Genomic DNA, 20,409 nt, shown 5'->3' with positions numbered 1-20,409 from the left:
GCCAGTGTTCAGTATTTACAACACTGCTGCCGCAATTGCTCCGCCGCCCGGCCGCTAGCCCCCGGAATAGAGCCTCGGTACCCGCTTGAGATTGCAGAACAGCTGGTACGGAATGCTGCCGCAACCATAGGCAACTGCGCTGGCCGAGACGTTGCGGCCCCACAATTCGACCCGGCTGCCGAGGCCGGCGCCGGGCAGTTCAGTGAGGTCGACGGTGAGCATGTCCATCGATACCCGGCCGATCAGGCGGGTGGCCTGGCCGTCGACCATGACCGGCGTGCCGGTGGCCGCATGGCGCGGGTAGCCGTCGGCATAGCCCATGGCGACCACGCCGACGCGGGTCGGCCGTTCACTGACGAAGCGCGCACCGTAGCCCACCGGCTCGCCGGCCGGCAGCTCGCGCACGGCGATGATCTTCGATTCCAGAGTCATCACCGGCTTGAGTCGCGCGGCCTGTTCCTGGTCCTGCTCGAAGGGGGTGGCGCCGTAGAGCATGATGCCGGGGCGCACCCAGTCGCTGACGATGCCCGGCCAGCCGAGGATGGCCGGGGAGTTGCGCAGGCTGACTTCGCCCTGCAGGCCGGCGCGGACCTGCTCGAACAGGGCAACCTGCTCTTCGCTGCGCGGGCAGTCCAGCTCGTCGGCGCGGGCGAAATGGCTCATCAGCACGATCTTGTCGACCTTGCCGCTGGCCAGCAGGCGCGCGTGGGCGTCGCGGTACTCAGCCGGGTGCAAACCGACCCGGTGCATGCCCGAGTCGACCTTCAGCCATACCTGCAGTGGTCGCGCCAGGCGCGCCCGCTCGATGGCCTCGACCTGCCAGGCAGAGTGCACCACGCACCACAGCTGATGCTGGTCGATCAGGCTCAGTTCGCTCTCCTCGAAGAAGCCCTCGAGCAGCAGGATCGGCTTGCGGATGCCGGCGTAGCGCAGCTCCAGCGCCTCCTCGATGCAGGCCACGGCGAAACCATCGGCCTCCACTTCCAGCGCCTGGGCACAGCGCGTGGCGCCATGGCCGTAGGCGTCAGCCTTGACCACCGCCAGGGCTTTCGCCCCGCTGATCTCGCGGGCGAGGCGGTAGTTGTGGCGCAGGGCTTCGAGGTCGATCAGGGCACGGGCGGGGCGCATTTCGGCTACTTCGTTCGGTTAAAAAAAGCCCGGCGGGGGTGCCGGGCGAAAGGGATGTTCAGTTCTGGGCGGCGACGACCATCATCTCCACCAGCACGCGCGGGTCGTACAGCTTGCCCTCGACGCAGGCGCGGGCCGGGGCGGCGCCCTCGGCGACCCAGGCGTCCCACACCTGGTTGAGGCCGGCGTAGTCGGCGGCCATGTCCTTGAGGTAGATGGTCACCGAGAGAATCTTCGACTTGTCGCTGCCGGCCTCGGCCAGGGCACTGTCGATGTTGGCCAGGGTCTGCCGGGTCTGCTCAGCGATGTCGCCGCTGTAATCGTCGGCCAGTTGGCCCGCCAGGTAGACGGTGCCGTTATGGATGACGATGTCGCTGTAGCGTTTCTCAATGCGCAGGCGCTGGATGGACATGCTTGTGGGTCTCCTTGGTGTTGCCGTAGCGGGAAATATCCAGGCCTTCTGCGCTGATCTGCGGGCGCTTCTTCGCCATCAGGTCGGCGAGCAGGCGACCGGAGCCGCAGGCCATGGTCCAGCCAAGGGTACCGTGTCCGGTGTTGAGGAACAGGTTGCGATAGGCGGTCCCGCCCACGATCGGCGTGCCGTCCGGAGTAGCCGGGCGCAGGCCGGTCCAGAAGGTCGCCTGGCTGACGTCGCCGCCCTGCGGATACAGATCATTGGTGATCATCTCCAGGGTCGCGCGGCGCGCGGGATTGAGGCTCAGGTCGAAACCGGCGATCTCGGCCATGCCGCCCACGCGGATGCGGTTGTCGAAACGGGTGATGGCGACCTTGTAGGTCTCATCGAGAATGGTCGAGGACGGTGCCATGTCCGGGTTGCTGATCGGCACGGTCAGCGAGTAGCCCTTGAGCGGGTACACCGGCGCCTTGATGCCCAGCGGCTTGAGCAGCTGCGGGCTGTAACTGCCGAGGGCGAGTACATAGCGGTCGGCGGTCTCCAGCTTGCCGTCGATCCACACACCGTTGATGCGGTCGCCGGCATGGTCGAGGCGCTCGATGTTGCAGCCGAAGCGGAATTCCACGCCCAGGGCCTTGGCCATGTCCGCCAGCTTGGTGGTGAACATCTGGCAGTCGCCGGTCTGGTCGTTGGGCAGACGCAGGGCGCCGGCCAGCTTGTCGGTGACGCCGGCCAGGGCCGGCTCGACGCGGGCGATGCCGGCGCGGTCGAGCAGTTCATAGGGCACGCCGGACTGCTGCAGCACGGCGATGTCCTTGGCGGCGTTGTCCAACTGGGCCTGGGTGCGGAACAGCTGAGTGGTACCGAGCTGGCGGCCTTCGTAGCCGATGCCGGTTTCGGCGCGCAGCTCGTCGAGGCAGTCGCGGCTGTACTCGGACAGCCGCACCATGCGCTCCTTGTTCACCGCATAGCGTGCTGCGGTGCAGTTGCGCAGCATCTGCGACATCCACAGGTATTGATCGATATCGGCGGTGGCCTTGATCGCCAGCGGCGCGTGCTTCTGCAGCAGCCACTTGATGGCCTTCAGCGGCACGCCCGGGGCGGCCCAGGGCGAGGCGTAGCCGGGGGAGACCTGGCCGGCGTTGGCGAAGCTGGTTTCCAGGGCCGGGCCGTTCTGGCGGTCGACCACTACTACTTCGAAGCCGGCGCGGGCCAGATAGTAGGCGCTGGCGGTACCGATCACACCGCTGCCAAGAACCAGAACGCGCATTGTGGCCTCCATCAGGCGTTTGTTTTGCTGAGCGTTATGGCCGGCAGTATAGGAAGGCTTGAGTAGCGATAATCACTGTTTATCAAGCAGCATTTGGCGTTAGCTCGCGACGCAGAGCACTTTTACAGGAATGCACTCAGGCGACATGGCTGGACTTGCGTCACACTGCCAGTGAATTATCGCGTTCTGTTATTCCACACACGCCGACCGGAGTCCGCCCATGCGCACCCAGCACCAGAGCCGCCGCGAACTGGACAAGATCGACCGCAACATCCTGCGCATCCTCCAGGAGGATGGCCGCATCAGCTTCACCGAGCTGGGCGAACGGGTCGGCCTATCCACCACGCCCTGCACCGAGCGCGTGCGGCGCCTGGAGCGCGAGGGGATCATCATGGGCTACCACGCCCGCCTCAACCCACAGCAGCTCAAGGCCAGCCTGCTGGTGTTCGTCGAGATCAGCCTGGACTACAAGTCCGGCGACACCTTCGAGGACTTCCGCCGCGCCGTGCTCAAACTGCCCCATGTGCTGGAGTGCCATCTGGTCAGTGGCGACTTCGACTACCTGGTGAAGGCGCGCATCAACGAGATGGCCAGCTACCGCAAGCTGCTTGGCGACATCCTGCTCAAGCTGCCGCACGTGCGTGAGTCGAAGTCGTACATCGTCATGGAAGAGGTGAAGGAATCGCTGACCCTGCCGGTGCCTGACTGACGAGGCGGAAAAACAGTTTTTACCGCGCCCCTCTTGGCGAGGCGCGCGGGCCGCGCTTATCCTGCGTCAAATTTTAACAACACATCACTCAGGATTTCGCACATGAACGCCCGCGTTCACCAGCCGCACCAGCCAGCCGTGCACAGCGACCAGCACGCCTCCTCCTACTACGCCGCCACTGCCAATCTGCAGCTGGCCTATCCGCCGCTGGCGGGTGAGGAGCTGGCCGATGTGTGCATTGTCGGTGGCGGGTTCTCCGGCCTGAACACCGCCATCGAGCTGGCCCAGAAGGGCTTCTCGGTGGTGCTGCTGGAGGCGCATCAGGTCGGTTGGGGCGCTAGCGGGCGCAACGGCGGCCAACTGATCCGCGGCGTCGGCCACGGCGTCGAGCAGTTCGAGTCGGTGATCGGCCAGGACGGCGTGCGCAACCTGAAGCTGATGGGCCTGGAGGCGGTGGAGATCGTCCGCCGCCGGGTCGAGCAGTACAACATCAACTGCGACCTGACCTGGGGCTACTGCGACCTGGCCAACAGGCCGGCGCACCTGGAAGGCTTCGCCGAGGACAAGGCCGAACTGGAAAGCCTCGGCTACCGCCACGAGCTGCGCCTGCTGCAGCCCGAGCAGATGCACCAGGTGGTCGGTTCCGACCGCTATGCCGGCGGCATGATCGACATGGGTTCGGGCCATCTGCACCCGCTCAACCTGGCCCTGGGCGAAGCGGCAGCCGCCGCCTCGCTCGGTGTGAAGATGCATGAGCACTCGGCCGTCACCCACATCGACTACGGTCCGGAAGTGCAGGTGCATACCGCCAACGGCAAGGTGCGCGCCAAGACCCTGGTGCTGGCCTGCAACGCCTACCTCAATGGCCTCAACGACAAGATCGGCGGCAAGGTGCTACCGGCCGGCAGCTACGTGATCGCCACCGAGCCGCTGTCCCCGGCCCAGGCGCGCAACCTGATCCCGCAGAACATGGCCCTGTGCGACCAGCGCGTGACGGTGGACTACTTCCGCCTGTCCGCCGACAACCGCCTGCTGTTCGGCGGCGCCTGCCACTACTCGGGCCGCGACCCGGCGGATATCGCCGCCTACATGCGGCCGAAGATGTTGCAGGTGTTCCCGCACCTGAAGGACGTGAGGATCGACTACCAGTGGGGCGGCATGATCGGCATCGGCGCCAACCGCCTGCCGCAGATCGGCCGGCTCAAGGACCAGCCCAACGTGTTCTACGCCCAGGCCTATGCCGGCCACGGCGTGAACGCCACCCACCTGGCCGGCAAGCTGCTGGCCGAGGCCATCAGCGGCCAGCAGGGCGGCGGTTTCGAGCTGTTCGACAAGGTGCCGCACATGACCTTCCCCGGCGGCAAGCATCTGCGCTCGCCGCTGCTGGCACTGGGCATGGCCTGGTATCGCCTCAAGGAGGCGGTGGGGCTGGTCTGAAACCGACCGGGACCTCCCCTCTCCCGTTTACGGAGAGGGGACACATCGAGCACTGCTGACGCTACAGTGGGTAGCCCGGAGCAATCCGGGAGCAGAGCTGCCTGCCTCCCGGATCGCATCCGGACTACAGGTGATGCCGCGCCTAGCGCAGCAGCCGCCAGAACGGCCGGGTCGCCTCGGCCCGCGCCTGTTCGGCGGTGAGGCCGATATCCTTCAGTTGCTCGGCGTCCAGCTCCAGCAACGCCTGGCGGGTGCTCAGACGGCGCTGCAGCAGCTGCCAGCGCCGCCCAAGCTCACGCAGCGGCAGGCGTTCGCCACATTCGCGCCGCTCCTGCAGCGCCACATACAGATCTCCGAACTCGCGCATGGTCAGCCCTCCGTTCCAGGCCTTCTCCCTTGGGTGACCATGATGACGGCGACCATACAGCCAATACAGATTCACAAATAATCTATTAACTCCATACAGATCGCTCGACTGCGCAGCTGAATGGTCTATTCTGCCGTCATCTGTATTGCTCGCCCCGAATCAAGGCAAGGCATCTGTCATGACGCTCTATCTCAACCTGGCCGAGCTGCTCGGCACCCGCATCGAACAGGGCCTGTACCGCCCCGGCGACCGCCTGCCCTCGGTACGCGCCCTCAGCCAGGAGCACGGCGTCAGCCTGAGCACCGTGCAGCAGGCCTACCGCCAGCTGGAGGACGACGGCCTTGTGGAGCCAAGACCGAAGTCCGGCTACTTCGTGCCACCAAGCAGACAGAAGCCGGCGTTGCCGATGGTCAGCCGTACAGCGCAGCGCCCGGTAGAGGTGTCGCAGTGGGACCAGGTACTGGAGCTGGTCAGCACCCCGCCCTACGGCGACGTGATCCAGCTCGGCCGCGGCATTCCCGATATCGGCGCGCCGACCCTCAAGCCGCTGCTGCGCAGCCTGTCGCGCCTGAGCCGGCGCCAGGGCCTGAAGGAGCTGAGCTATGGCTGCGTGGAGGGCGACATCGGCCTGCGCGAACAGGTCGCGCGCCTGGTGCTGGATTCCGGCTGCCAGATTCCGGCCGAGGACATCGTCATCACCACCGGCTGCCACGAGGCGCTGTCCACGGCGATCCGCGCCATCTGCCAGCCCGGCGACATAGTCGCGGTGGACTCGCCGAGCTTCCACGGCGTGATGCAGGCGCTCAAGGGCTTCGGCCTCAAGGCCCTGGAGCTGCCCACCGACCCGCTCACGGGGATCAGCCTGGAAGCCCTGGAAATGGCCCTGGAGCAGTGGCCGATCAAGGCCATCCAGCTCACTCCGACTTGCAACAACCCGCTCGGCTACATCATGCCGGAGGCCAACAAGCGCGCCCTGCTGGAGCTGGCCCAGCGCTACGACGTGGCGATCATCGAGGACGACATCTACGGCGAGCTGGCCTACAAGTACCCGCGCCCACGCAGCATCAAGTCGTTCGATGAGGACGGTCGCGTGCTGCTCTGCAGCTCCTTCTCCAAGACCCTGGCGCCGGGCCTGCGCATCGGCTGGATCGCCCCCGGCCGTTACCTGCAGCGGGTGCTGCACATGAAGTACATGAGCACCGGCATGAGCGCACAGCTGCCACAGCTGGCGCTGGCCGAGTTCATAGCGGCCGGCCAGTACGAGCCGCACCTGCGGCGCATGCGCGCCCAGTACGCGCGCGGCCGCGAGCTGATGACGGCGTGGGTCAGCCAGTACTTCCCGCCCGGCACCCGGGTCAGCCAACCCCAGGGCGGCTTCATGCTGTGGGTGGAGATGCCCCAGGGCTTCGACAGCCAGCGCCTCAACCGCCTCCTGGCGCCACACAAGGTGCAAGTGGCGCCGGGCAGCATCTTTTCTGCCGCCGGCAAGTACCGCAACTGCCTGCGCATGAACTTCGCCAACGTGCAGGCCGCCGGCATGGAGCAGGCCGTGCGCCGGGTTGGCGAAACGGTGGCGCAACTGCTGGGCGAACATTCCGCCTGAATTTTTGCGCCACGCCGGGCGTCCCAAGTAAACGGAGCGACGCCCACGCGGAGGCCGCATCTTGCGCCATGCCCTGTTGCTCGGCCTGCTGCTCGCGCTGGGCGCCTGCGGCAGTGCCGTTCCCATCCAGCCCAGCCAGACGCTGTCGCCGGCCGAATCGGCCTTTGGTCGCCAGCTGCAGCAGCTCGCCGAAAGGCACGAAGGCCAGTCCGGCTTCCGCCTGCTGCCGGCCAGCGACGAGGCCTTCGCCGCCCGCGCCGAGCTGATTCGCGCGGCCCGGGGCAGCCTCGACCTGCAGTACTACATCGTCCACGACGGCCTCAGCACGCGCACCCTGTTCGATGAACTGCTGAGCGCCGCCGACCGTGGCGTGCGCGTGCGCCTGCTGCTGGACGACACCAGCAGCGACGGCCGCGACTACGAGATCGCCCTGCTGGCCGCCCATCCCAACATCCAGGTGCGGGTGTTCAATCCGCTGCACCTGGGACGCTCCACCGGCGCCACCCGCCTGCTCGGCCGCGCGCTCAACCTCGGCCAGCAGCACCGGCGCATGCACAACAAGCTATGGTTGGCCGATGGCAGCGCGGCCATCGTCGGCGGGCGCAACCTGGGCGACGAGTACTTCGACGCCGAGCCCAGCCGCAACTTCACCGACATCGACCTGCTGGCCGTGGGCCCGGTGGCCGAGCAGCTGGGGCAGAGCTTCGATCAGTACTGGAACAGCGCGCTGAGCAAGCCGATCCAGCAGTTCCTGCGCTGGGCACCGGATCAGCGCGACCTGGCCCGGGCCCGCCAGCGCCTGCGCGGCTACCTGGCCACGGCAAGAGTCGAGCAGAAGGAATTGTCTGATCGCCTGCAGGCCTACCGCGAGGAGCCGCGGCTGCAGCGCTGGCTCGGCGAGCTGATCTGGGCGCCGGGCTGGGCCCTGTGGGACGCCCCGGCCAAGGTGCTGGCCGACGGCGAGCCGGACCCGCAGCTGCTGCTGGCCAACCAGCTGGCCCCCAAGCTGGCGGCCATCGAACACGAGTTGATCCTGGTTTCCGCCTACTTCGTGCCGGCCGAAGACGGCATGCGCTACCTCACCGGCCACGCCGACGCCGGGGTCAGCATCCGCCTGCTGACCAACTCGCTGGAGGCCACCGACGTGCCGGCCGTACATGGTGGCTACGCGCCCTATCGGCGCGAACTGCTGGAGCACGGTGTGCGCCTGTTCGAGCTGCGCCGCCAGCCCGACGGCAGCGGTTCCGGCGGCAGCGGGCCGTACAGCTTCAGCGGCGCGTCCGACTCCAGCCTGCACAGCAAGGCGATCGTCCTCGACGGCCGCTACAGCTTCGTCGGCTCGCTGAATTTCGACCCGCGCTCGCTGCTGTGGAACACCGAGGTCGGCGTGCTGGTGGACAGCCCACAACTCAGCGAGCATGTGCGCCGCCTGGCCCTGGAAGGCATGCAGCCTTCGCTCAGCTACGAGGTGCGCCTGCGTGATGGCCAGACGGTGTGGCTGACCGAAGACGACGGTCAGCCGCGGGAACTGGTGGAGGAGCCCGGTGGAGCCTGGCGCCATTTCAACGCCTGGTTCGCCGACCTGATCGGCCTCGAGCGCATGCTCTGAGCGACCTAGCCGCGCTCTTCGACCGATGGCGCGAGGAACGCCGTGCGCCGCCAGGCCAGTGCCACGAACACCAGCGCCCCCACGGCCATCAGCATCGGCAGCGCGTGGCCACTCAGCCACTGACTGGCCGCGCCGGTGGACAACGGCCCGAGCAGGCAGCCCACACCCCACAACAGGGCGATGTGCGAATTGGCGCGCACCAGCGCGTCGTCGCGGTAGAACTGCCCGACCAGGATCAGCGACAGGGTGTAGAGCCCGCCGGCGGCGGCACCGAACAGCACCAGCAGCGGCCAGATCAGCGGCGTGTGCAGCAGGAACGGAATGGCCAGGCTGGACAGCAACAGGCCCACGCCACAGGCGCGGAACAGCAGGCCGCGGGAAACCCGGTCGGCGAGCAGGCCGATCGGCAGCTGCAGCAGCGCATCGCCGACCACCACCACGCTGGCCATCAAAAGCGCGGTCTCCTGGGCGAAGCCCTCGCGCAGCAGGTAGATCGGCAGCAGGGTCAGCACCATCGCCTCGAAGGCGGCGAACAGCACCACAGCCCAGGCGATCGCCGGCAGACGCCGACAGAACGCCAGCAGGCCGCGGCCCGAGACGCTGTGCGCATCGACCTTGGGCGCCCCACCATGACCGAACAGCACCAGACTGCCGCCGACCAGCAGGCAGGCCGAGAGCCAGAAGCCCAGGTCACTGGTGCTGCCGATCACGCTCAGCGCCAGCGGCCCGGCCAGCTGACTGAGGGCGAAGCCGGTGCCGTACAAGGCCACCAGACGGCCGCGCAGGCGATCCTCGACCAGCTGATTGATCCAGCTCTCGCCCAGCACGAAGACCACCGTCAGGGAAATCCCGATCAGCAGGCGCAGCAGCAGCCACAGCGGGTAGTACGGCAGCGCGGCCAGCAGCCCCACCGAAACGGCGCTGGCCAGCAGGCACAAGCGCAGGGTCAGCGGTGTGCCGAACCAGCCGGCCAGGCGCCCGGTCAGGCGCGCGCCGAGCAGCACGCCGATGGCCGGCATGCCCGCCATCACACCGATGGCAAACGGCCCGTAGCCCCAGCCCTCCAGGCGCAGCGAGACCAGCGGCAGGGTCACGCCCAGGGCCAGGCCGACAATGATCACCGCCGACGTAACAGCGAAATAGGTTCCCCAACGCATAGCCATGTCCTTCTTTCTTCTGGCCGTGCTGAAAAGCACAACGGCCGAGTTTCCTAGGAAACCCGGCCGCAGGTGTGGCTCGCGAGAGCCGGCCCCGAGGGGCGGACCTTCAGGCGCGGAAGGCGCCCATCAATCGAATTACAGCTTGATCCAGGTCGACTTGATCTCGGTGTACTTGTCGAAGGCATGCAGCGACTTGTCGCGGCCGTTGCCGGACTGCTTGAAGCCACCGAACGGCGCGGTCATGTCGCCCATGTCGTACTGGTTGATCCACACGCTGCCGGCACGCAGGGCCTTGCCGACCAGGTGCGCCTTGGACAGGTTGCTGGTCCACACGCCGGCCGCCAGACCGTAGATGCTGTCGTTGGCGATGGCCACGGCTTCCTCGGTGCTGTCGAAGCCGATCACCGCCAGTACCGGGCCGAAGATCTCTTCCTTGGCGATGCGCATGGCGTTGGTCACCCCGTCGAACACGGTCGGCTCGACGTAGGTGCCGCCGGTCTCTTCCAGCACGCGCTGACCGCCAGCCACCAGCTTGGCGCCGTCGTCGTGGCCGGCCTGGATGTAGCTCAGCACGTTGTTCATCTGAGTGGTGTCGACCAGGGCGCCGACGTTGGTCGCCGGGTCCAGCGGGTTGCCCGGTTTCCAGGCCTTGATCGCCTCGACCACCATGGGCACGAATTTGTCCTTGATCGAGTTCTCCACCAGCAGGCGCGAGCCGGCGGTGCAGACTTCCCCCTGGTTGAAGGCGATGGCGCCGGCAGCACCCTCGGCGGCGGCCTGCAGGTCAGGCGCGTCGGCGAAGACGATGTTCGGGCTCTTGCCGCCGGCCTCCAGCCAGACGCGCTTCATGTTTGATTCGCCGGCGTAGATCATCAGCTGCTTAGCGATCTTGCTCGAGCCGGTGAACACCAGGGTGTCGACGTCCATATGCAGGGCGAGCGCTTTACCTACGGTGTGGCCGAAGCCCGGCAGGACGTTGAACACGCCCGCCGGGATGCCGGCCTCGATGGCCAGCTGGGCGATGCGAATACCGGTCAGCGGCGACTTCTCGGACGGCTTGAGCACCACCGAGTTACCGGTGGACAGCGCCGGGCCGAGCTTCCAGCAGGTCATCAGCAGGGGGAAGTTCCACGGCACGATGGCGGCGACCACGCCGACCGGCTCGCGGGTGACCAGGCCCAGCTCGTCATGGGCGGTGGCGGCAACTTCGTCGTAGATCTTGTCGATCGCTTCGCCGCTCCAGCGGATGGCACGAGAGGCGGCCGGCACGTCGACGCTCAGCGAATCGCTGATCGGCTTGCCCATGTCGAGGGTTTCCAGCAGGGCCAGCTCCTCGGCGTGAGCGTCGATCAGGTCAGCGAAGCGGATCATGATCTCCTTGCGCTTGACCGGCGCCAGGCGCGACCACACGCCGGACTCGAAGGTGGCGCGGGCATCCTTGACCGCCAGCTCGGCATCGGCGGCGTCACAGCTGGCCACCAGGCCGAGCAGGCGACCGTCGACCGGGCTGATGCACTCGAAGGTATCGGCGGCAGCGGCCTCGGTGTATTCGCCGTGGATGAAGGCGCGACCTTCGATCTTCAGGTTCTTGGCGCGCTGTTCCCAGTCGGCACGGGTCAGGGTGGTCATGCGAGGATCCTCGGGTGGGAGCGTGTCGCAAATCGACAACACGCACTGTCAATTATTCTGCCAGGCCGATTGCCGGCCTTTATGCAGGCAACACTAAACCAGAGCGCCCAGCCTTTTCAATATTTTTGACACGCAGGACGTAAACGCCTTTAAATGTTCGCTTTATCAAACATAGACTTCCGAACATTCGCGCCTCACAGCAATAGGAACCGCCATGAACATCGAGCAGATCGTCGACTTCGCCACGGCCACCAGCGCGCCACAGCACTACCGCCCCGCCGCCGAGAAGATCCTCAAGGGCGATCCCGAGCAGAGCGTGCGCAACCACTACGATAGCCCCTGCGGCCAGTTCAACGTGGGCATCTGGGAAGGCGCCGTCGGCCAGTGGACATTCAACTACACCGAGCACGAGTACTGCGAGATTCTCCAGGGCGTGTCGGTGATCCGTGACCAGGACGGCAACGCCAAGACCGTGCGCGCCGGCGACCGCTTCGTCATCCCGGCCGGCCTGAAAGGCACCTGGGAAGTACTCGAGCACTGCCGCAAGGTCTACGTGATCTTCGAGGCCAAGGCTTGAGCCCAGCTGTTTCGGCGGAGCTCGATCCGCCCACCGTTTGATCCTGCGACACCCTGTTAGCCCGCATCCCCTGCGGGCTTTTTTTCGCCCGTACTTTTTCGCAGGCAAGAAAAAACCCGCCGAGGCGGGTTTCTTCGTACAAGGGCCGGATCAATTACTTGATCTTGGCTTCCTTGTAGGTCACGTGCTTACGGACGACCGGATCGTATTTCTTGATCTCGATCTTGTCCGGGGTGGTGCGCTTGTTCTTGTCGGTGGTGTAGAAGTGGCCGGTACCGGCGCTGGACACCAAACGGATCAGTTCACGCATGATTAGCTCCTTAAACCTTTTCGCCGCGAGCGCGCAGCTCGGACAGAACTACGTCGATGCCGCGCTTGTCGATGATGCGCATGCCCTTGGCGGAAACGCGCAGACGCACGAAGCGCTTCTCGGACTCGACCCAGAAGCGATGGTGCTGCAGGTTCGGCAGGAAACGACGACGGGTTTTGTTGTTAGCGTGGGAAACGTTGTTCCCGGTTACCGGACCCTTACCGGTAACTTGACAGACTCTCGACATGCCTCAGCCCTCTAAACCACATGCCCAACCCGGCATGGGTTGGCCGCTTGAACTCAATAGTCATTTGGCGCTCAGCGCCGCGTTTCTCGGGGGTCTTACCGGCGTTTAGCGTTTCCGCTGGACCGGGCCCCTAGAAAAGAGCGCTGCTTTATACCAGAACACCCAGTCGCTCGCAAGAATTGCCGTGCCTCGCCGAACAGCGCCGCCGCCAGGAACGGCGGCCTCTCGCGGCTACGACGACCCAACCGCTCGTCGCCCGATTCGATTGTCTGCCCGCAGCCTTTGGTCTAGGGTTGGCCTCTTGCCATTCGGAGGACTCGATATGCGCCTTGCCGCCCTGCCCCTGCTGCTCGCTCCGGTGCTGAGCCAGGCCGCCACCCTCAGCGTGTGCACCGAGGCCAGCCCGGATGGTTTCGACGTGGTGCAGTACAACTCCCTAACCACCACCAACGCCTCGGCCGACGTGCTGATGAACCGCCTGGTGGACTACGACGCCGCGGCCGGCAAGCTGGTAGCGAGTCTGGCCGAGCGCTGGGAAGTGTCCGCCGATGGCCTGAACTGGACCTTCCAGTTGCGCCCCGGGGTGAAATTCCAGCGCACCGAATGGTTCGCCCCCAGCCGCGAGTTGGGCGCCGACGACGTGCTGTTCAGCTTCCAGCGCATGCTCGACCCCGCCCATCCCTGGCACAAGGTCGCCGCCAGCGGTTACCCGCATGCCCAGTCAATGCAATGGCCGGCGCTGATCGAGCGCATCGAGGCACCAACACCACTGAGCGTGCGCTTCGTTCTCAAGCGTCCGGACGCCACCTTCCTCGCCACCCTGAGCATGGGCTTCGCCTCCATCTACTCCGCCGAGTACGCCGCCAAGCTGCTGGCCGCCGGCACGCCGGAAAAGCTCAACAGCCAGCCGGTCGGCACCGGCCCCTTCGCGCTCAAGCGCTTCCAGAAGGATGCGGTGATCCGCTACACCGCCAACCCGGACTATTTCGCCGGTAAACCGGCCGTCGATGGCCTGGTGTTCGCCATCACTCCCGACGCCAATGTGCGCCTGCAGAAGCTCAAGCGCGGCGAATGCCAGATCGCCCTGTCGCCCAAGCCACTGGACGTGCAGAGCGCGCGCCAGGAGCCAAAGCTGAAAGTGAGCGAGACACCGGCGTTCATGGCCGCCTTCGTCGCCCTCAACAGCCAGCACCCGCCACTGGACAAGCCGCAGGTGCGCCAGGCCATCAATCTGGCCTTCGACAAGGCCAGCTACCTCAAGGCCGTGTTCGAAGGCAGCGCCACCCCGGCCAGCGGGCCCTACCCGCCCAACACCTGGAGTTACGCCAAGGAGCTGCCGAGCTATGCCCACGATCCAGCCAAGGCCAAGGCGCTGCTGGCCGAGGCCGGCTTGGCAGACGGTTTCAAGACCACGATCTGGACCCGCCCCACAGGCAGCCTGCTCAACCCCAACCCGACCCTCGGCGCCCAGCTGCTGCAGGCCGATCTGGCCAAGGTCGGCATCCGGGCGCAAATCCGCGTGATCGAATGGGGCGAGCTGATCCGCCGAGCCAAAGCCGGCGAGCACGACCTGCTGTTCATGGGTTGGGCCGGTGACAATGGCGACCCGGACAACTTCCTGACTCCGCAATTCGCCTGCGCCTCGGTGCAATCCGGGCTGAACTTCGCCCGCTACTGCGATCCGCAGCTGGACAAGCTGATCGCCGACGGCAAGGCCGCCAGCGCCCAGGAACAACGCAGCGCGCTGTACCAGCAGGCGCAAACGCTGATCCAGCAACAGGCGCTGTGGTTGCCGCTGGCTCACCCCACCGCCTTCGCCCTGCACAGCGACAAGGTCAGCGGCTATCAGGTCAGCCCGTTCGGCCGCCAGGACTTTTCCAGGGTGCGGCTGAACTAGACCCAGCCGAACTCGGCCATGGACAACGGCTCGCCGTCGCCGACGATGAAGTGGTCGAGCACCCGCACCTCGATCAGGCCGAGCGCCTCCTTGAGCCGCTCGGTGAGCAGGCGGTCGGCCTGACTGGGCTCAGCTACACCTGATGGATGGTTGTGCACCAGGATAGCCGCGGCGGCGTTGTGCGCCAGAGCGCGCTTGACCACCTGGCGTGGGTAGACGCTGGCGCCGTCGATGGAACCGAAGAACAGCGCCTCGAAGCAGATCACCCGGTGCTTGGCATCGAGGAACAGGCAGCCGAACACCTCGTGCGGCTCGTGGCGCAGACGCGCCTTGAGGTAGTCACGCACCGCCTGCGGACTCTCCAGCGCCGAATCGCGGCGTAGCCGCTCGGCCAGATGGCGCCGCCCCATCTCCAGCACTGCCTGCAGCTGGGCGAACTTGGCAGGCCCCAGGCCGAGGCGCTGGCTGAAGGAATCGAGATCGGCCTCCAGCAAGGCACGTAGGCTGCCGAAATCGGCCAGTAGGTGGCGGGCCAGGTCCACAGCGCTCTGCCCGGCCACGCCAGTGCGCAGAAATATCGCCAGCAATTCGGCGTCGCTCAGCGCCGCAGCGCCGAGCTCCAGAAGCTTCTCCCGCGGGCGTTCCGCCGCAGGCCAATCGCGTATGCTCATGACATCTCCCTGTCAGCCGGCCCGCTGTTCCAGCGCAGGCCCTGTGCTATCTTAGCCCGGCTTTTTTGGCGCGGCGGCCGGCCTGGGGAGGTGTCGTCGTCGCGTTGCTATCCACACCACATTATTAAAGGCAGGCCTATGCAGCGGCTGTATCGGAAACGCATCGTCCTGGGCGTCGGCGGCGGCATTGCTGCCTACAAGAGCGCCGAACTGGTCCGCCGCCTGCGTGACCAGGGCGCCGAGGTGCGGGTGGTCATGACCCGCGGCGGTCGCGAGTTCATCACTCCGCTGACCCTGCAGGCACTGTCCGGCCACCCTGTACATCTGGATCTGCTCGACCCGGCCGCCGAGGCTGCCATGGGTCATATCGAACTGGCCAAGTGGGCCGACCTGGTGCTGATCGCCCCCGCCACCGCCGACATCATGGCGCGCCTGACCCAGGGCGTGGCCGACGATCTGCTGAGCACCCTGGTGCTGGCGACCGATGCCCAGGTCGCCCTGGCCCCGGCGATGAACCAGGCCATGTGGCGCGACGATGCCACCCAAGCCAATGCCCAGGCGCTGCAGAAGCGCGGCTACCAGCTGTTCGGCCCAGCCGCCGGCAGCCAGGCCTGCGGTGATGTCGGCCTCGGCCGCATGCTCGAAGCCGACGAGCTGGCCCAGCGCGCCGCCGACTGTTTCCAGTGGCAGGCGCTGACCGGCAAGCACGTGCTGATCACCGCCGGCCCGACCCAGGAAAACATCGACCCGGTGCGCTACATCACCAACCACAGCTCGGGCAAGATGGGCTTTGCCCTGGCCGAAGCCGCAGTGGAGGCCGGTGCCAAGGTGACGCTGGTGACTGGTCCGGTGCACCTGCCGACGCCGGACCGGGTCAACCGCATCGACGTGGTCAGCGCCCGCGACATGCTCGCCGCCTGCGAGGCCGCCATGCCCTGCGACCTGCTGATCGCCTCCGCCGCCGTGGCCGACTACCGCCCGGAAGTGGTGGCCCCACACAAGATGAAGAAGGACCCCACCACCGGTGAGGGCCTGCTCCTGCAGCTAGTGCGCAACCCGGACATCCTCGCCACCATCGCCGGCCGTGAAGATCGTCCGTTCAGCGTGGGCTTCGCCGCAGAAACCGAGAACCTGCTCGGCTATGCTGCGCGCAAGCTGAAGGACAAGAACCTCGATCTGATCGTCGCCAATGACGTGGCCAACCCCACCATCGGCTTCAATAGCGAAGAGAACGCCATCACCGTGATCGACCGCGAGCTGCAGGCGAGCGCCTTCGCCCAGACCAGCAAGAGCAAGATCGCCCGCCAACTGGTGGCCTTTATCGCCGAGCGCCTGAACCGCGCCTGAACATTCGTTTACGGAAATCGATATGCACGCTCTGCAAGCCAAGATTCTCGACCCGCGCCTGGGCAGTGACTTTCCCCTGCCGCAGTACGCCACGCCCGGCTCCGCCGGCCTCGACCTGCGAGCCATGCTCAAGGAGGACACCGTTCTCGAGCCGGGTCAGACCCTGCTGATTCCGACCGGTCTGTCCATCTACATCGCCGACCCGAACCTGGCTGCCCTGGTCCTGCCGCGCTCCGGCCTGGGCCACAAGCACGGCGTCGTGCTAGGCAACCTGGTCGGCCTGATCGACTCCGACTACCAAGGCGAGCTGATGGTGTCCTGCTGGAACCGCGGCCAGACGCCGTTCACCATCGCCATCGGCGAACGCATCGCCCAGCTGGTACTGGTACCGGTGGTGCAGGCGCACTTCGAACTGGTCGAGGAGTTCGACGAAAGCCAACGCGGTGCTGGTGGCTTCGGCCATTCCGGTAGCCACTGAATTCGCCCGTTCAGGATTAATCGCCAGGGAGACGTTGCGTGAAACTAAAGCGTGCAGCCAAGGATACCGACTCGCTCATCGCCGCCACTCCGGCCAAGCCGACAGCCAAGGTAGGTAATGACCAGCAAGCCTTGCTGCCCGGCGCCATCGCCGCCCTCGGCGGCCTGCTACTGGCAGGCGCACTAATTGCTTTCAACCTCAATGGCAGCGGCCAGCAGCAGCAAAAGCAGCTGATCGAAGCCTGGGGCGGCAGCCAGGCCAGCGCCTTGCAGCAGGCTCAGCTGCAGTTGCAGGCCGATACTCAGGCCGCGGCGGCCGATCCATCGCTGCTGGTTGCCCTGCAGAGTGGCGACCGCAATCTGGTCGCCAGCGCCGAGCGCGGCCTGCAGCACTGGCAAGGTCTGGTCGATGCCCATCTCAATCTGCCCGGCCGCGCCTCTCTCGATGTGGGCCGCAGCGGACCGATGAACTTTGCCGCGCTGGATATGCTGCGCCGTCTGGAAAATGGCCAGACGCCGGCAGTAGAAGCCTACAAGGTCGGCGAGCGCTGGCTGGTCTATAGCGCCGCGCCCCTGCGCAGCCCGGGCAGCGATCAGCTGCAGGGCACCCTGCTGCTGGTGGTCGACCTCGAACGCCTGCTCGCCGCCCTGCCGGCCCTGCCCGATGACGCCGGCCAGGTGCAACTCGGCCAGCAGTTCGGCAACAGCCCTGCCCAGGTCCTGCTGCAGCGCGGTAGCGCGACCGGTACGGCGCAACGCTTCGACACCGGAAATCCCAACTGGCAGCTCGACTTCACTCCCGGCCCGGCCCTGAGCGGCATGCCCATGTCGCCACTGATCCTCGGCATCGCCGCACTGCTGGCCCTGGCCGGCGCGCTGCTCGGCCTGATGCTGACCCGCAACCACCTGCTCGGCCGCCTGCGCGGCGACGTTCAGCAACTGGCGAGCATGCTGCAGGAGCTTTCCAGCGGAAAGTCGGTCAAAGCCTTCAGCCTGCACTTCGCCGCCCTCGACGGCCTTGCGCAGAGCCTGGCGCGCCTGCCGCGCCCCAAACAAGAAGCCTCAAGAAATGAGGCCAGCAGTCCCCTCGCAACTGCCCAACAGGCGAGCAAGCCGGCGCAGCTGGCCGACCCCCTGTTCCAGGCCACCGATATCCTCGATATCGACATTCTCGACGAAGACCAGGATCTCCTGGGATTGGAGCAAACTTTCATGGATAGCCCCGTGCGTAACGTACAGACCCCACCCAAGCTTCCCGCCACCATCTTCCGCGCCTACGACATTCGCGGCGTGGTCGGCGACACCCTAACCGCCGAAGCGGCCTACTGGATCGGCCGAGCCATCGGCTCGGAGAGCCTGGCGAAAGGCGAGCCGAACGTCGCTGTCGGCCGCGACGGCCGCCTGTCCGGCCCAGAGTTGGTGCAGCAGCTGATCCAAGGTCTGCTGGACTGCGGTTGCACTGTTAGCGATGTCGGTATGGTGCCGACCCCGGTGCTCTACTTCGCCACCAACGTGCTGGAAGGCAAGTCCGGCGTGATGCTCACCGGCAGCCACAACCCGCCGGACTACAACGGCTTCAAGATCGTCATCGCTGGCGACACCCAGGCCAACGAGCAGATCCAAGCCCTGAAGACCCGTATTGATAACAACGATCTGGCCAGCGGTGTGGGCAGCGTCGAACAGGTCGACGTGCTGGACCGCTACTTCAAGCAGATCCGCGACGACATCGCCATGGCCAAGCCGATCAAGGTCGTGGTCGACTGCGGCAATGGCGTGGCCGGGGTGATCGCACCCAAGCTTATCGAGGCTCTGGGCTGCAGCGTGATTCCGCTGTATTGCGACGTCGATGGCAACTTCCCCAATCACCACCCGGATCCGGGCAAACCGGAAAACCTGGTAGACCTGATCGCCCGGGTGAAGAGCGAGGGCGCCGATCTGGGCCTGGCCTTCGATGGTGACGGTGACCGCGTCGGTGTGGTGACCAACAAGGGCACCATGGTCTTCCCCGACCGGTTGATGATGCTGTTCGCCAAGGATGTGGTGTCGCGCAACCCCGGCGCAGACATCATCTATGACGTCAAATGCACCCGCCGCCTGGGCGCGCTGATCAGCGGCTACGGTGGCCGCCCGGTGATGTGGAAGACCGGCCACTCGCTGATCAAGAAGAAGATGAAGGAAACCGGCGCGCTGCTGGCCGGCGAGATGAGCGGACACATCTTCTTCAAAGAGCGCTGGTTCGGCTTCGACGATGGCATCTACAGCGCCGCGCGCCTGCTGGAGATCCTCAGTCAGGATCGCCGCGATGCCGAGCAGGTGTTCTCCGCCTTCCCGCTGGACATCTCCACGCCAGAGATCAACGTCACCGTCACCGACGAGAGCAAATTCCGCCTGATCGACCGCCTGCAGCGCGACGGCGTGTGGGGCGAGGCCAACCTGACCACCCTCGACGGCGTGCGCGTTGACTACCCGAAAGGCTGGGGCCTGGTACGCGCCTCCAACACCACCCCGGTGCTGGTGCTGCGCTTCGAGGCAGAGACCGAGGAAGAGCTGTCGCGGATCAAGGAAGTGTTCCGCGCCCAGCTCTACGTCGTCGCCCCCGACCTCAACCTGCCCTTCTGATCTGTTCCGGAGCCCGTTCCACCATGACCCTCAACCGTGATGCCGCTACCCAAGTCGCCAAGGTCCTGTCCGAAGCGCTGCCCTATATCCGTCGCTTCGTTGGCAAGACCCTGGTGATCAAGTACGGCGGCAACGCCATGGAGAGCGACGAGCTCAAGGAAGGCTTCGCCCGCGACATCGTGCTGATGAAGGCGGTCGGCATCAATCCGGTGGTGGTGCATGGTGGCGGTCCGCAGATCGGCGATCTGCTTAAGAGGCTGAGCATTGAAAGCCACTTTATCGATGGCATGCGCGTCACCGACGCGCAGACCATGGACGTGGTGGAGATGGTCCTCGGCGGCCAGGTCAACAAGGACATCGTCAACCTGATCAACCGCCACGGCGGCAGCGCCATCGGCCTGACCGGCAAGGACGCGGAGCTGATCCGCGCGAAGAAGCTCACCGTGACCCGCCAGACCCCGGAGATGACTCAACCTGAGATCATCGATATCGGTCATGTCGGCGAAGTGGTCGGGGTCAACACCGATCTGCTGGGCATGCTGGTCAAGGGCGACTTCATCCCGGTAATCGCGCCGATTGGCGTGGGCGCCGAAGGCGAGTCGTACAACATCAACGCCGATCTGGTGGCCGGCAAGGTGGCGGAAGCACTGAAGGCCGAGAAGCTGATGCTGCTGACCAATATCGCCGGCCTGATGGACAAGCAGGGCGAAGTGCTGACCGGCCTGACCACCGAGCAGGTAGATGGCCTCATCGCTGACGGCACTATCTACGGCGGCATGCTGCCGAAGATTCGCTGTGCCCTGGAGGCTGTGCAAGGTGGCGTGACCAGCGCACATATCATTGATGGGCGTGTTCCGAATGCAGTGCTACTGGAGATCTTCACCGACAGCGGCGTCGGCACCCTGATCACCAATCGCAAGCGCCACCATTGATAGCG

General features: G+C 65.9%; 19 protein-coding genes. 10 read left to right on the top strand and 9 right to left on the bottom strand.

From position 1 onward, the window contains the following. Positions 1 to 54 precede the first annotated feature (54 nt). Genes alr through dadA form a run of 3 tightly spaced genes read right to left on the bottom strand, consistent with a single transcriptional unit; the run spans position 55 to position 2,813 of the window. A complete protein-coding gene (alr, locus tag IB232_RS17225; protein WP_192399820.1) occupies positions 55 to 1,128 on the bottom strand; it encodes an alanine racemase in 1,074 nt (357 codons plus the stop codon). Positions 1,129 to 1,186: 58 nt separating this feature from the next. Continuing rightward, positions 1,187 to 1,540: a RidA family protein gene (locus IB232_RS17220; RefSeq protein WP_137974607.1), complete on the bottom strand. Its 354-nt coding sequence runs from the start codon at positions 1,538 to 1,540 to the stop codon at positions 1,187 to 1,189. Beyond that, the gene (gene dadA, locus IB232_RS17215) at positions 1,515 to 2,813 is read right to left on the bottom strand and encodes a D-amino acid dehydrogenase (RefSeq protein WP_192399819.1); all 1,299 of its coding nucleotides are present in this window, start codon (positions 2,811 to 2,813) and stop codon (positions 1,515 to 1,517) included. The genes IB232_RS17220 and dadA overlap by 26 nt, the downstream gene beginning before the upstream one ends. A gap of 220 nt (positions 2,814 to 3,033) precedes the next feature. Between dadA and dadR the strand changes: the two genes are divergently transcribed. Both dadR and IB232_RS17205 read left to right on the top strand, forming a co-directional pair. Beyond that, positions 3,034 to 3,522 (top strand): transcriptional regulator DadR, encoded by a 489-nt coding sequence (gene dadR, locus IB232_RS17210; RefSeq protein WP_137974605.1) that lies wholly within the window; start codon positions 3,034 to 3,036, stop codon positions 3,520 to 3,522. 102 nt (positions 3,523 to 3,624) lie between these two features. After that, positions 3,625 to 4,959 carry an NAD(P)/FAD-dependent oxidoreductase gene (locus IB232_RS17205; RefSeq protein ID WP_192399818.1) on the top strand — a complete coding sequence of 445 codons (1,335 nt, stop codon included), beginning with the start codon at positions 3,625 to 3,627 and terminating at the stop codon, positions 4,957 to 4,959. A 142-nt stretch (positions 4,960 to 5,101) separates the two neighbouring features. Here the strand turns inward: IB232_RS17205 and IB232_RS17200 are convergent, their stop codons facing one another. Beyond that, positions 5,102 to 5,326, bottom strand: coding sequence for a DUF1127 domain-containing protein (locus IB232_RS17200; RefSeq protein ID WP_192399817.1), 225 nt, complete (start codon positions 5,324 to 5,326; stop codon positions 5,102 to 5,104). 178 nt (positions 5,327 to 5,504) lie between these two features. On the opposite strand from IB232_RS17200, the gene IB232_RS17195 reads away from it, so the two are divergent. Continuing rightward, positions 5,505 to 6,929, top strand: a complete 1,425-nt coding sequence (locus IB232_RS17195; protein WP_192399816.1) for a PLP-dependent aminotransferase family protein — start codon at positions 5,505 to 5,507, stop codon at positions 6,927 to 6,929. Positions 6,930 to 6,987: 58 nt separating this feature from the next. Next, positions 6,988 to 8,538 carry a phospholipase D family protein gene (locus tag IB232_RS17190; protein WP_412547745.1) on the top strand — a complete coding sequence of 517 codons (1,551 nt, stop codon included), beginning with the start codon at positions 6,988 to 6,990 and terminating at the stop codon, positions 8,536 to 8,538. A gap of 5 nt (positions 8,539 to 8,543) precedes the next feature. Here the strand turns inward: IB232_RS17190 and IB232_RS17185 are convergent, their stop codons facing one another. Then, positions 8,544 to 9,695, bottom strand: coding sequence for an MFS transporter (locus IB232_RS17185; protein WP_192399814.1), 1,152 nt, complete (start codon positions 9,693 to 9,695; stop codon positions 8,544 to 8,546). A 138-nt stretch (positions 9,696 to 9,833) separates the two neighbouring features. Further along, positions 9,834 to 11,327 carry an aldehyde dehydrogenase gene (locus IB232_RS17180; RefSeq protein WP_192399813.1) on the bottom strand — a complete coding sequence of 498 codons (1,494 nt, stop codon included), beginning with the start codon at positions 11,325 to 11,327 and terminating at the stop codon, positions 9,834 to 9,836. Positions 11,328 to 11,541: 214 nt separating this feature from the next. Here IB232_RS17180 and IB232_RS17175 point away from each other — a divergent pair, with 214 nt between their 5' ends. Beyond that, a complete protein-coding gene (locus IB232_RS17175) occupies positions 11,542 to 11,904 on the top strand; it encodes a cupin domain-containing protein (protein ID WP_137974599.1) in 363 nt (120 codons plus the stop codon). A 154-nt stretch (positions 11,905 to 12,058) separates the two neighbouring features. On the opposite strand, the gene rpmG is transcribed toward IB232_RS17175, so the two are convergent. Both rpmG and rpmB read right to left on the bottom strand, forming a co-directional pair. Next, entirely contained in the window at positions 12,059 to 12,214 is a 156-nt protein-coding gene (rpmG, locus tag IB232_RS17170) for a 50S ribosomal protein L33 (RefSeq protein WP_021702025.1), read from the bottom strand. A gap of 10 nt (positions 12,215 to 12,224) precedes the next feature. Then, positions 12,225 to 12,461, bottom strand: coding sequence for a 50S ribosomal protein L28 (gene rpmB / locus IB232_RS17165; RefSeq protein ID WP_021702024.1), 237 nt, complete (start codon positions 12,459 to 12,461; stop codon positions 12,225 to 12,227). 322 nt (positions 12,462 to 12,783) lie between these two features. On the opposite strand from rpmB, the gene IB232_RS17160 reads away from it, so the two are divergent. After that, positions 12,784 to 14,358 (top strand): ABC transporter substrate-binding protein, encoded by a 1,575-nt coding sequence (locus IB232_RS17160; protein WP_192399812.1) that lies wholly within the window; start codon positions 12,784 to 12,786, stop codon positions 14,356 to 14,358. On the opposite strand, the gene radC is transcribed toward IB232_RS17160, so the two are convergent. Beyond that, positions 14,355 to 15,029 (bottom strand): RadC family protein, encoded by a 675-nt coding sequence (gene radC, locus IB232_RS17155; RefSeq protein ID WP_192399811.1) that lies wholly within the window; start codon positions 15,027 to 15,029, stop codon positions 14,355 to 14,357. The genes IB232_RS17160 and radC overlap by 4 nt on opposite strands. A gap of 138 nt (positions 15,030 to 15,167) precedes the next feature. On the opposite strand from radC, the gene coaBC reads away from it, so the two are divergent. The 4 genes from coaBC to argB all read left to right on the top strand — a co-directional run bounded on the left by coaBC (position 15,168) and on the right by argB (position 20,404). Further along, on the top strand, positions 15,168 to 16,376 hold the full coding sequence (coaBC, locus tag IB232_RS17150; RefSeq protein WP_192399810.1) for a bifunctional phosphopantothenoylcysteine decarboxylase/phosphopantothenate--cysteine ligase CoaBC: 1,209 nt from the start codon (positions 15,168 to 15,170) through the stop codon (positions 16,374 to 16,376). A gap of 22 nt (positions 16,377 to 16,398) precedes the next feature. Continuing rightward, entirely contained in the window at positions 16,399 to 16,854 is a 456-nt protein-coding gene (dut, locus tag IB232_RS17145; RefSeq protein ID WP_192399809.1) for a dUTP diphosphatase, read from the top strand. 1,211 nt (positions 16,855 to 18,065) lie between these two features. After that, positions 18,066 to 19,472, top strand: a complete 1,407-nt coding sequence (gene algC / locus IB232_RS23575; RefSeq protein WP_225592401.1) for a phosphomannomutase/phosphoglucomutase — start codon at positions 18,066 to 18,068, stop codon at positions 19,470 to 19,472. Positions 19,473 to 19,495: 23 nt separating this feature from the next. Beyond that, positions 19,496 to 20,404 carry an acetylglutamate kinase gene (gene argB / locus IB232_RS17135; RefSeq protein ID WP_137974593.1) on the top strand — a complete coding sequence of 303 codons (909 nt, stop codon included), beginning with the start codon at positions 19,496 to 19,498 and terminating at the stop codon, positions 20,402 to 20,404. The last annotated feature ends 5 nt before the right edge of the window (positions 20,405 to 20,409 follow it).

It is taken from the genome of Pseudomonas sp. PDM15 (assembly GCF_014851565.1).
Classification (GTDB): domain Bacteria; phylum Pseudomonadota; class Gammaproteobacteria; order Pseudomonadales; family Pseudomonadaceae; genus Aquipseudomonas.
The sequence above is the reverse complement of the archived record's forward strand: the minus strand, read 5'-3'. Positions and strand labels throughout refer to the sequence as shown.